The 13,013-nt window shown below is 51.3% G+C and carries 8 protein-coding genes; 7 read left to right on the plus strand and 1 reads right to left on the minus strand.

Translation table 11 applies throughout. The features are described 5' to 3' along the window. The first annotated feature begins 44 nt into the window (after positions 1-44). From P8N76_05580 to P8N76_05610, 7 genes are all read left to right on the plus strand, one after another. On the plus strand, positions 45-365 hold the full coding sequence (locus P8N76_05580; protein MDG2381124.1) for a hypothetical protein: 321 nt from the start codon (positions 45-47) through the stop codon (positions 363-365). A 399-nt stretch (positions 366-764) separates the two neighbouring features. Continuing rightward, positions 765-1,877, plus strand: a complete 1,113-nt coding sequence (locus tag P8N76_05585; GenBank protein ID MDG2381125.1) for a cupin-like domain-containing protein — start codon at positions 765-767, stop codon at positions 1,875-1,877. Between the two features lie 156 nt (positions 1,878-2,033). After that, positions 2,034-2,921 carry an SDR family NAD(P)-dependent oxidoreductase gene (locus P8N76_05590; protein ID MDG2381126.1) on the plus strand — a complete coding sequence of 296 codons (888 nt, stop codon included), beginning with the start codon at positions 2,034-2,036 and terminating at the stop codon, positions 2,919-2,921. A 325-nt stretch (positions 2,922-3,246) separates the two neighbouring features. Beyond that, positions 3,247-4,578: a DUF1501 domain-containing protein gene (locus P8N76_05595; GenBank protein MDG2381127.1), complete on the plus strand. Its 1,332-nt coding sequence runs from the start codon at positions 3,247-3,249 to the stop codon at positions 4,576-4,578. Between the two features lie 33 nt (positions 4,579-4,611). Beyond that, positions 4,612-5,547, plus strand: coding sequence for a hypothetical protein (locus P8N76_05600; protein ID MDG2381128.1), 936 nt, complete (start codon positions 4,612-4,614; stop codon positions 5,545-5,547). Between the two features lie 471 nt (positions 5,548-6,018). After that, a complete protein-coding gene (locus P8N76_05605; protein ID MDG2381129.1) occupies positions 6,019-7,284 on the plus strand; it encodes a Gfo/Idh/MocA family oxidoreductase in 1,266 nt (421 codons plus the stop codon). Positions 7,285-7,369: 85 nt separating this feature from the next. Then, on the plus strand, positions 7,370-9,307 hold the full coding sequence (locus tag P8N76_05610; protein ID MDG2381130.1) for a HEAT repeat domain-containing protein: 1,938 nt from the start codon (positions 7,370-7,372) through the stop codon (positions 9,305-9,307). Between the two features lie 186 nt (positions 9,308-9,493). On the opposite strand, the gene P8N76_05615 is transcribed toward P8N76_05610, so the two are convergent. Next, entirely contained in the window at positions 9,494-12,955 is a 3,462-nt protein-coding gene (locus tag P8N76_05615; protein ID MDG2381131.1) for a CotH kinase family protein, read from the minus strand. Positions 12,956-13,013: the final 58 nt, after the last annotated feature.

Here is a 13,013-nt window from a genome sequence, read left to right on the forward strand (position 1 = left end):
GACTTTTTAAGGGAAACAAGACGTTTAGGAATAACTTTTCGTTGGTGACAATACTTCTGCTCCTTGCCGACTGCATTCCCGCGCCCCCAGCGTACGACCATGCGATGTTGCGGGAGTACTTCGGAAGATCGCCGATGGAAATAACAGCCTTCTTGGGAGAGCCTGCTTCCATCAAGGAAGCTACGGGCCAGTCCGCGTCAGAGAATGGTACAGCAGAAGCGGAAGAGAAAGTTAAACCGGTTACAGAGCGCATGAGTTATATCTACTCAACGCCCGATGGAGACCTAATCTTTCACTTCAACCTGAACAACCAGGTGTTTGCAATCACGGATGCTGGCAACACGGTGTCTCCCCCCGAAGAATAGCTGGAACGAAACAGGTGTCAGGTAGCTTTTCGTCATCCAACGAGTTGCTCCTGTTGGTGCGCCGGTAGTTCAGCTTGCTAGATGACCATCACTGATGGTTACCTGGATCAGTGCGTTCTCCGTAGATGCCGGGACTTCAGTAGGTGCCGCATCGGGTCATCGTTCCGCAGGTCGACAGTATCTTGAGCGCCGAATTTTCCGCTATGGTACTGTGGCGGAGTTGTCAGCGTATGAATGATGACGAAATCTTCGCATCGGGATCGAAAAGATAGTTATGAAGCTGTCTGGTAGTTAGGCTAGACAGGCCACAAGACCCTGGTTGTGAGATTAGGTTGGTCACCGGTAGGGTGTGTGAGTTGCTTGTCGAATAAACGATTATGGAACCGCGGAGTTAAGACGTTGATACGTAAAACGGGTGAAGCGCGGAAGTGTTTCCGTTGGTCAGATCGGATGCGGTATGGACTCGATCAGGTAGCTCAGCATCTACTCGGAACGGAACGCTTGAACCGTTGTTTGAAGTCGCGTGAAGCGCGTCGTCGTCAGCTTATCGATCGCATGTACGGCAGCATTGAATGCGAGGAACCGCTGGTGAGTCGGCCGGTGGATCGAGTGAAAGACATCTCGATTGCAGAATTTCGTCGTCGCTACCAAAAGCCTGGAATTCCTGTGGTGTTTGAAGGTGCGGCCTCGGATTGGGCCTGTTGCCAGAAATGGAGTCTCCCGTTTCTCGCCGAACAATACGGTGACGATTTAGTTTTAGGGAGGCTGGGTTTTGCAAAGTTGGAAACGAGTCTGGCCAAAATCAGTCGAGGTGCGGGTGACTATCTTCGTTTTTATGCTTTGCTGCAGAGGCACCCGGAGCGACTACACGATATTGACCTGCGTTGGTTGCGTGCCAGGAGAAATCCTGGTCCGATGAATATCGATCAAGGTTTCCAAACGTTCATTGGTAATTCGGCGTCTCCTAGAACGCATCTTCACAATGCAAACGATGCCAATCTATTTATTCAGGTGGTCGGCTCCAAGCATTGGGTTTTCTATCCGAGTCGTTATACGCCGGCGATTGATCCTCCGGCAATTCGTAGCGAATACCGAACGCATCGTGAAGATGTTCCTTTTTTTGATCCCTTTGTTCCGGACTACGAAGCCTTTCCTGTGTTTCAATACGTTCCCAGTTGGGAGGTGATTCTAAACGCAGGGGACGTGCTTTGGAATCCACCGTACGTCTGGCATGCCGTTCGCAATTTGACGGATCCGACGATTGGTGTTGGTTATCGCTGGGTCTGTCCGAGCGACTGTTTTCGACGAGAACCTCTTTACGCCCTGCTTGATTGTCTCGCCAACAACCCACCGATCTGGCAATCGATTCGAGATGCTGACAAAAGCTTTTTGCTGGTAATGTTAGAGCAATATGAAGGCCAACGTTTGCCCAAATACGATCAATTTGAAAAGCAAGTCAACGCGTCTTACCAGCAATATTGCACGCTGAAGAAACAGCTTGCCCAAGGGTGAGTTAAAAAGGTGTCAGCTCCCTTTTTAGTCGATTGAGTAGCGCGGGGATCGACCCTCCCCTGCTGTTTCTTGCGGGCATTCGGTACCATAATCAGAATGCCACTGGGCTCCTTTATCGTCTTCAATAAACACAGGTAACCATGTGAGGTGCGAACAATGGGTGCGAAAGTAATTCTAATTACGGGCGCTTCGAAACGAGATGGCGTCGGTTACCAGTTGTGTAAGCAGTTGATTGCCGAAGGGCATCGCATTATTGCGACTTCACGCACGCCAGAAGATTCGGATTTAACGAAAGACAAGCTTGCTTCAGAGGATCAGTTGTCCATCCGATCTCTGGATCTGTGTTGCCAAGACTCGATGGATGCTTTTGTGGCAGGTGTCCTCAACGACTATGGCAGCATTGATGGGCTGGTCAACAATGCGGCCCAAGTAGTGATCGGTCCCGCGGAAGCAGCCAGTGCTTCCGATATTACAACCACGTTTCAGAGTAAGGTGTTCGGTCCTTTAGCGCTCATGCGGGCATTTCTTCCGGGAATGAAGGAAAAGAAATCGGGAGTGATCACCACAACCGGCAGCATATTCTGCACCATGCCAGTCATCATGCCGGGCATTTCCATTTATCTTGCTGCGATAAACGCTCTTGAACGAATTCAGGAATCAATGGCCATTGAATGCGCGCCATGGAATATCAAACTGTTTAACTTTCATGCAGGGCCCATAAAAACCAGGCTAACCATCATGCAACCGGAGAACCAAGCATTAATCGAATCCGACTACAAGAACTTCACGGAGCATGCTTTCACTTGGTTTAGTAAACATGTCGAATGGCAAACGGCAGAGGAAGTTGCGATCCCCTATGCAAAGGCCATCCTGAGTTCGGATCCTGACTTTCACGTTTACAGTAGCGAATCCGGTGCTCGCTTCGCTGCAGAATACAATAAAGACATCAGCGCTAACTCATATCGAAACGGTTTGCTCGACTATTTTCAACAACTGAGCTACGAGCCAAGCGACTGGAACCCAAACGCCGACAGCGGGCTGTAGGAAGGTGGCGCGACGTATTTCTCTCAGTGTCTCGGCGTAACTTTAAGAAGTAACAATTGTCCATTCGCTCGAACTTGCCTGGCCGATTGAAAAGGTACCTGGTGTTTTTTTCGGATCTTCTGGGGATCGTTGTTAATCGGAGTGTTGCATTATGGTGGAAATACGGGTGAAAGCCGCTCTGGCGAACTTGCGGCGGCCCGATTTCAGATAGGGTGATTGGGAAGCTTTGGTGTTGGTTGGCCAATCCGTGTCGATTTTCACTCAAAACCCCCTTAGACTATTGGGGTAAGGAAAAATCTCATAGCTCGTTGAGAGTGGATGTGCCATGATTGAATTAGGTAGGTTCCGTAGTCAGTCGTGTGATGGTATCAGTCGTAGATCCTTTGTGAGGGCCGCTGCTGCGTTACCATGGGCGTGGCAACTCAAGCAGTCACACGCGGCTACGAATCGTTCCTCTCCACGAAGTAAAGCGAAGTCAGTTTTAATGATCTGGCTCTGGGGCGGACCGTCTCATTTGGATACATTCGATCCAAAGCCAGATGCGGCAAGTTCGATTCGATCACCATTCAAAACGATCTCGACCAAAACGCCCGGCATTCATCTCACCGAGCTACTTCCAAAATTGGCTCAGCGAACCGATAAGGTGACACTCGTCCGGTCATGTCGATTTTCTGGCAATCATGACATGCTTTGCCTCACAGGATCACGCGGCAGAGGTTCCTCAGCAGAACCGAATTTTGGATCGGTGATTGCGCAACGGTTTCCTGGAGCTGGTTTGCCTCCGTTCATTTCGGTTGCGCCGAAGACAACATTGACCCATGGGTTTCCTTGCACAACGGTTCCCGGTTCTAGTGCGGGACGCCTTGGCGCGGCCTTTAATCCCTTTTTTGTGAAGTGTGCGTCCAATGCAGATATTGAGATACCAAGCCTTGCCTTGGCCAATGGACTAACCCCACAACGACTCACGGATCGAAAGTTACTGCTGGAACAGATTGACCTGTTGAAACGAGCCAGCGATAGCGAGACGATTGATGCACTCGATAAACATCATTCGAATGCATATTCGCTACTTACGTCAGGAGATGCTTTTCGGGCCTTCGACCTGAGCAAGGAATCGCCCAAAACACACGATGCTTATGGGCAAACGGCTTTTGGGAAGAGTTTGTTGCTGGGGCGACGCTTAGTCGAAGTTGGCGTTCCTTATGTTCAGGTCAACTGGAGCTTAGGAGTCGATGGATTAGAAGAGGGGCCTCTGATGGGTTGGGATACTCACCGGAATGGCTTTGGTCAACTGATGACCTACCATGGTCCAATTTTCGATCGTGCATTTGCAGCATTGTTAGACGACCTCGAAGATCGCGGCCTTTTGAATGACACGCTTGTTTGTGCGTTCGGTGAAATGGGGCGATCGCCGAAGATCAATGAGATTGGTGGGCGTGAACATTGGGCCACTTGCTCAACCCTTTGGGCGGGAGCTGGGATCGAAGGCGGGCGTGTGATTGGAAAGACGGATCGAATCGGTGCTGAACCGGTGACGACCCCGATAACGCCGCTCATGGTCGGAACGTCAATCGCCGAATCGATGGGAATCGATTCTGAGGCGCGAGCGAAAATGCGAGTGCTTAGCGGAGGTAATGCGATCGAAGGCCTGTTTTAAGTTCAGTGTCTCCCTAGCGCGGAATGATTCTTTGTGTTAGCACGTAAACCTCACCGTTCCAATTTTGCAGCCATGAGTCCGATTCGTTCACCGCTCGTCCGCATTTCGCTGCTACTGGTTGGCTGTTTGCCGCAATTAGGCTCGGCGGAAACGTTGCCGGGTAAGTGGATTACCACCGATGGATTCCAAAAGCGTGACTTAGTATTCTTGGCCGGTTCGCGAGATTTAGTCTATACCCAGGAATCGTCCGTCACAGGCGGAATGCAGATTATGCGGATGAATTTAGAGAGTGGTCAAGTTGTCCGTTATTTTGAAAAAGATCCACCGGGAAATCGAGAATTCAGTATTTCCAAAGATGGCAACGTCTTTGCTTACAACGTTGTTCAAGGATTGAGTTCAAGAATTCATGTCGTATCATCTGCTGTCGAGGCCACCATTCCTAAACTAGGCAAACATCCTTGGGCCAACTGGCCTGCTGTTTCGCCGGATGGTAAACAAGTGACGTTCGTGCAAGGTGCACGCGTGATCTACCAGTTTGACGTCATTGAAACACCAGGACGTCAACGAATTCGTCGTCTTTCGATTGAGGGTGCCGAACATAGCGACTATTGGCCCCGTTATTCTCCCGATGGTAAGCAGATCGTGTTTGCGTCGAACCGTGATGGCGATTTCGAAATCTACCTGATGGATTCCGACGGTTTGAACCAGCGCCGTCTGACAGAATCCCAAGGCATCGACATGCATCCTGCGTTTTCTCCGGATGGAGAGTCGATAACCTTTACGTCGAATCGGGATGGGAACTATGAAATCTATCGGATGCGATTGTCAGATCGAACAACAAGTCGAATTACGTTTAATCCGGAACGTGACGACTATGCTCGTTGGCACCCATCCGATGGATCGCTTTGGTTTGTTTCCGAACATGGTGGCCGCTTCGACGTGCGCAAGGTAGAAGCGACCTGGGAATGATCTTTTCAGTTTCGAACTGATCGAGGATTTGTCTCCGCCAGCACTGAAGCGCTTGCTCAAAAAGGGGCATTGGCAAAGACGGATGTTATTTCTCTTTTGATGGTGGGCGTATTAGCCCGCGGTGCGAATCGCATTGCTTGGCGAGTTGTTTTTTTGTGTCGCGACTGACTCATCCGTTTGATTCTTTTCGTCGTGAGAGAGTGTAGGATGATCCCGTCGCAGAGCTCTTTTCGTGATCCGCCCAAGAGCGACGATTCCTGATTGATCAAGCCGCTCGAAAGCCTCCCAGGGAGTTGAAAACCTGTGTCAGCAGCTGAAAAAGTTGCTGGCTTTGTTTTTGTTTCCTGACCGACCTTCTAACGCGTTGGGAAATGGTACAATTAGCCGTGCAGGTCGCATGTTTTTTGCTTGCTGAGATTGGTCCTGATCCAAATCATCCAAGTCAGCGTCAATAAGATTACGGAGCTATCAATGAAAGCCAAGAACCGACGTGACTTTTTGCAGACTTCAGTGGCCGCAGTCGCTGCAATCGCCGCGCCTACCATTGTGCCCTCATCGGCTCTGGGGTTGGGCGGCGCGATTGCGCCTAGCAATCGAATTGTATTGGGTGGTCTGGGGGTTGGGCGGCGAGGTACCACGGACCTCAAATGTTTTCTCGCTAATCCGGATGTTCAATTTGTCGCCATTGCTGATTTACAAAAAACGCGACGCGAAGCAGTCAAGACGCTCGCCGATAACACCTATGGAAACAAAGATTGTGTTCTCTATCAGGATATGGATGACGTTTTGGCGCGAGATGACATTGATGCGTTGCTGATTGCGACCGGTGATCGTTGGCACACGATGGCCTCTATTCTCGCTGCCAAAGCTGGCAAGGACGTCTATTGTGAGAAACCGTGTTCGCTGACCATTGCCGAGAGCCGTGCCTTAGCCGACGCGTATCGAAAGTATAACCGCGTCTATCAAGCGGGAACTCAACGACGCACCATTGGCAACTTTGAATTTGCCAAAAATTTGGTTCAAGGCGGCAAGCTTGGCAAGCTACATACCATTCATGCCAACACGCGACCGCCGGCCACCAGTCATCATTGGTTGCCCGCCGAACCGGAACCGGCGAAAGACGTTTGCGACTGGAATCGATGGCTGGGTCCATGTCCGTGGCGGCCCTATAACTCACAGTATGTCGCGGGTCGCTGGCGGGGACATTTTGATTTCCATGGCGGTGGGATTCTTGAATGGGGATCCCATACGGTCGATCTTTGCCAATGGGCAGCCGGCAGAGACGACACGGCGCCAGTCGAGTACATCCCCAATGCCGATGGGGTCGACTGTTTTTACGCCGACGGACTAAAGCTGGTCATGCGCAGCGAAGGTTGGATGGGGATGGGCACCTGTAGCGTGCGTTACGAAGGGGAGGATGGCTGGATCGAAACGGGAGATTCGGGAAATTTCATTCTCGAACCGGAATCGCTGCGGACTCAGCAATCGGTCTTTAACCGTGCCGGAACCGATCCGACTACCCATATCCGTAACTTCCTGGATTGCGTCAAGACACGAGGTTTAACCAACGCCAACGCTGCCGTAGTGGCGCAGTCGCATGTCGTGTGCCACGCAGCCTACATTGCCTGGCAACTCGGTCGCAAACTGACATTTGATCCAGTGAAGGAAGAGTTCGCGGGCGACGAAGAAGCGAACCGTATGCGTTCTCGAGCGATGCGTGAACCGTGGCACGTTTGATTTCACATCTGCAGGCAATCGTTCCACGAAACTCAATTTTACGATCACCGTTTCCAGGCTTTATTTCCCTGGGAGGACAGCCCTGATGACGATCTCTCGTTACCCATTTTCTATCGTCGCGCTCCTGCTGTTGTTCGTGTTGCCAAATGCGGCATTAGGGCAACAGCCGCTTCCAGCTGCGGGCGACGAGTCCGAACTGTTGGCCCTGCTGGATTCGAATGCTGAACTATTTGACAAGGCCAAGGCATGTCAGCGGCTAGCGGTTATTGGCACCGCAAAGTCAGTACCGGTAGTGTCAAAGTTGCTGGCCGATCCTGAATTGTCGCACTACGCGCGAACTGCTTTGGAATCGAATCCCAGTACGGAGGTCGATCAGGCATTGCGAAACGCGTTGAGTGAGCTGAAGGGTGCCCAACTTGTGGGTGTGATCAATTCCATTGCCGCTCGTAATGATACGCAAGCCGTCGGCGCGTTGATCGATCTAGCGGCGGGCGATGACCAGCAGGTTGCGGCAGCGGCTATTTCAGCCCTGGGTTTGCTCGTCACCCCTGAATCCATCTCCGCACTGCAGCAAGTGCTGACGGGTGATGCAGCGCTTCGTGTCACGGCGGCCGATGCCTGTCTGGCCATTGCGGACAGTTTGCTGGCAGACGGGAGGAATGCCGATGCGCTGGGCCTTCTTCAGGCGCTACGCTCGGCTGAGTTGCCGCAGCACATCAACGTTGCGGCACGCTTCGGTGAGATTCGTGCAGGTTCCCAAAATGCGAATGAGCTGATGAACTCCTATCTAAATGATGAGGACCCTGCCCTGTTTCGGATTGGCTTGGAACTTGCGCACAATTTGACCGGCGCGGAGACAACGGATCAACTGGTGCAACAGCTCGAGTCGCTTTCGCCAGACCGGAAAATTCTAGTCATGCATGTGCTGGGTGATCGGGGGGATGCCTCGGCGCTCCAGACAGTGGTTGATGCCGCAGGCTCCCAGGATGCCCACATGAGGATCGCGGCCGTTCGGGTTCTAGGTCGGTTGGGAGATCGCAGTGTCGTACCGGTCCTGCTGAAGGCGGCGATTACTGATGATGAAGCATTGGCTACAACCGCACGTGACAGCCTTGCTGTGCTAACAGGCGACGATGTCGATGAGCAATTAGCAAGTCGGCTGGAAAGTAGTGAAGGGCGAGCACGTTTGGTTCTGGTGGACGTAGCCGGTCGGCGCGGGATTGATCGCGTGATCCCGTTACTGCTGAAATACGTGTCCTCCGATGATCCAGAATTGCGGGACTCAGCCATCGATGGCCTGGGCATGACGGTTGGACTCAAGGACTTTCCCCAGCTGGTCGATCAAATGCTGGCGATGGGATCATCCGCATCCGCCTTGCCCATGAAGGAGGCCTTGCGCAGGGCCTGTCAACGCATGGGCGACCGCGATGCGGCGGCGAAAGTGCTGCTGGATCGAACGATTGACGCATCGGCTGCGGACCAAACAGAATTGATGAATCTGCTCATCTACGTGGGAGGGCAGCATGCACTGGCCGGCGCGCGGGCCGCCGCAAAAAGCGATGACAAATCAGCTGCCAATGCTGCCACACAGTCGCTTGGGAAATGGTTGACGCCAGATGCCGCTCCTGTTCTTTTGGAGTTGTCGAAGTCGGGCGATCCGGCCTACCGCGTCCGTTGTCTTCGCGGTTACATCCGCATTATTCGACAGTTTGGTTTGAGACCTGGACAGCGTTTGCAGATGAGTAAGAAAGCTTTTGCCGCGGCGAGTCGAGATGAAGAGCGGAAGCTGGTGTTTGATACGATTACCCGATTCCCTTCCGCACAAGGTCTGAAAATGATCGTGCCCCACTTGGAGAACTCGTCCCTGAGCGAAGCTGCGGGCAAGGCGGCCGTGACGATTGGGGAAAAAATTGTCGACAACGATCCGAGTTCGGTTGCTGATGTGATGGCGAAAGTCATTGCGGTTACCAAGGACGAGGAGACGGCCAATCGAGCGAAAGTTTTGATTGGGCGGTCGCAGTAAGCAGAAGAGAGCGGTGTTGTTCTTGGGAAACCGAATCGCTGTACGACTTCGTGCAGGATTTGTATTGATCGGTGGGGACGTTAATACGAAGAGCTGGTTTAAAATCGCTCCCCGCTATTGAGGTCCAGAATTGGAAGACACGCTTACCGCTCACTCGTCTCTGCTGGGCAAAAGCCGTGGTTGTTATCACCTTTGTTGATCTTGTTGTTGTTTCAAAAGCTGGATCTTCACCTCATCGCCTGCTGGGGAAAAATCGAATTCATTGAATTTTGAACTATTGCCGTTTATGCTTGTCCGGCGAAATCGATTGTCATCATCGTCTGCAAATAAAGAATCGATGGCGGCTGCTGAGATGTTATTCTTTTCTGCCGCGACCGTGTAATTACCGCTCTGAAACGCCAACACTAAATCACTGGAATCGAATTTGCGATCGTGGTTCCAGTCACCTTCGTTAAATGTGGTGTTGCGAGAGAAACGATCCTCATATTTGCCAGCGATGAAAACTGCGACAATGTCGGAGGAGTCGAAAATGCCATCGCGGTTGACATCGCCAACGATTCGAGTTGAAGGAACGACTTCCGTTGTCACCACGTCGCCGTTCACGCCGCTTAGCGTCAACGTTTCGCCGGTGGTCAGTTCCCCTTCCCATCCGCCTACAATAAACCGCCCCTGATTTCCGGTGGGCCCATTTGATCGATTTCGAAAATGACTTTTGTCTGCCGTGACGAGGAGCGTCCACCCAGATGGAATTACGGTTCCTGCCGGAAATGTAAAGTCCACACCTGCTGTAAAACGCCATCCCGAAATATCGACAGCCATTTGATGCGGATTCTGCAATTCGATGAATTCTTCCGCTGAGTTTCCGCTTGTTGGTTCTGCCTCGATCAATCCAAATTTCAGTGCTGGATTTCCGATTTGTTGCGGGGGAAGTTGAGGTAATCCATAGAGGAAATCACGGCGTTGATTTAGATAATCATCCTTTATCCTTTGTGTGTGTTCGCGCATTGTTTCTCCCCGATCACCATGCAAGCGAGAACCATTCGCATGATGCCATGAACCCCAAGTGTTGTAATCCAGATCTGCATCATCAGTCCCTTGTACGACCCCGAATCGTGCTTCGGGCCATTGGGGAGGATTGGGTGTTGGATCAAATGGATCGTCGTTTGGATCAATCAAATTGAGATAGTCATCGATGCGATTCTCGAGGTAGCGATCTTGGTAAGGTGTATCGCTTGGCTGTAAGAACTCGTCCATCAGGGTTCGCAATCGCCGAAGATACATTTCGTTGAAGCCCGGCGTATCTCGGCTGGAATAGAGTTTTCGAAGCAATGAATTATTGGTGCCACGACTTGAGAAGAGAGGATTGTCCCAATCCATTGCGTCATCAAAGTAGCCTGAGTCTCCCTTGAAATCGTGTCCGAAAGCCAAGTCCGGGTCCCAGATAAACATTTGCCATTCGTCTGTGATGTGCGTATCACGATACAGGTAATAATTCTTGTGGCAGCATCCCTTGTTGTTTTGTAGATCGAATAGTGGCAGGAAGTTTACAAAACCGGGGATGTCGAGATTGTCGAATGCATAGTTTCGCCATTCCTCGTCGCGCAATCGAGTTCCAGCGCGAAGTGCTTCGAGATCTGATTTGTCTTCCCAGCGACGGGTCTTTTTTTCCCACGCACCTCGTGACAGAAGCGAGTCATACATTTTATAAAGCGAGCCATCTGGATTGAGCCCTAATCGCTCCAGTGTACGATCGTCGGCATCTTCGATTAAATCAGCAACGCTGAAGAAAACGCCATTGCGCTGAACGCGAACCGGAAATGCAAAGAACGCGGGTGACTTGGCGTCGCGATACATGTCATACGCCAGCGCGTGACGGAACTTGGCTTTGTCAGCCCAATTGGTAATCAGATTAATGTCTCGTACACCACGTTCATCGGCTCGCCATTCGAATCGATTTCCCGGATTGAAGTCGAGGTCGTAACTTTTCTTGGGGAAAGTGCGCGTTGACTGTCCATGGGCGTCGGCGCCCACGTTATCGTAGAACTGATTGCCATAAAAAATCGCACCGCGTCCACTCGCCGCCGTACCAGCACCTTGGAAATTCGCGTCGTCGATGAACCAGTGAAGAACAGGTAAGTTGCTAACCACCTGAGGATCTTGAATCATCGTTCCAAAATACTGGTCTGAGTTTTCTGGGTCAGCAAACAAGGGCCAATGCATGGCGTTGCCATTGACATCCGCCGTGGTAACTCGCCAGCGTATCATCTGTCCTGCATGTGAAGCCGACTGCGGGATGGTGGCGGAATAAATTCCGTCACCTGCAAGGGTATCACCTTGCGTTCCATTATCCACCATGTCGACCAAGACTTCATCCTCGAACATGATGCGATAGTGCAAAGAGACATGGTCGATATCTGCGTTGGCTTTTTGAACGGCAGCGGTGACGATCAGGGCCTGGTCATCGTGAAGTGCCCCGGGGTTTTTCGTAACATCACGAATTCGTGGTCCGGAAAACGAATCTACAAAAACGTTGTGACTGCCTGGGGTGGGTGTCAAGAGATAGCCGGCATTGGAGTCTGCCAGTGGTTTGTCAGCTGAAAATACGACTCCCAGTAACATATCGCTTGTGTCGGACGAATGGTTGAGGAGATGGATTGCCAGGACATTTTTGCCACTCTGGATCGCCGTAGTGTGATTTGACAAGTCAAAGGCCGCAAAAGCCAACGCTGATGAATCACGACGCGATGTACTGGTGGCCTCAGAAGACCAGTTCGCATTGTCGGGCGCATTGTCGCGAGCAACCTCGACACCATTGATGTAGGCGATAAACCCGTTGTCGTATTGCAGTTGCAATAATAGTTTCGAGAAATCGGATGTATCAGCCACGTCGAATTCTGCGCGAACATAAGCGGCGAGCGTATCCACAGGCAGTCGGGTCTCGAATTGACCTTCAAAGTTTCTTCGGTCATCGGGTCGCGTTTCGTATCCCAGCGATGCCAGGCCGGCGGAAAAACCGTGCGAATGCGCGTCAAAACTTGTCGAGACCCAATCCATGCCAAGCGCACCATCCTTTGGGATAAGATAGCTCACTTCTGACTGAGGGCTAATGAGGGATGTGGTCTGTGAGAATCCAAATGAAACATCGGAAGCCTGTGGTGGAAAAACGGCGTTCCCGGTTGAGAACTCTGACAAGACCGTCTTCTGATCGGGTGCTACCAGGGCGATGTATTCACCACGGCTACGAAGTCCGAAATTTGTATGCAGGTTTCCCTGGTCATCAAACGGGTTGTCGTTGCTTCCATTTCCAGATGCAAAAACCAACAGATAAGAATCGGGTTCCACTTTGACACTCGGGAACCGCCATTGAGTCAAGTCTTCCCGATCGTCTGTCAAATAATAATTTTTCAGATCGATCGACTGGTCACCACCATTGTAAATCTCAATCCAATCAGGCGAACTGCCGTCACCCAAGGGGTCTGCCTTGCCAAAATCCCGTTCTATTTCACCGAGACCAATATTGTCATCATTGTCAGCCATGAATTCCGTGATGATCGGATTTACGGCAAGTAATTGTCGTGCTTCGAGACTTTCGATATCCAGAATCAATCGTCGTGTACCCTTGCAACGATTCACAAAAGGTCGAGCCATGTTCTTAGTCCAAGCGATGAGTTGTTGTTAATGGTGTAAGCCAACATCATGTGAATTG

It is taken from the genome of Pirellulaceae bacterium, from assembly GCA_029243025.1.
GTDB lineage: Bacteria > Planctomycetota > Planctomycetia > Pirellulales > Pirellulaceae.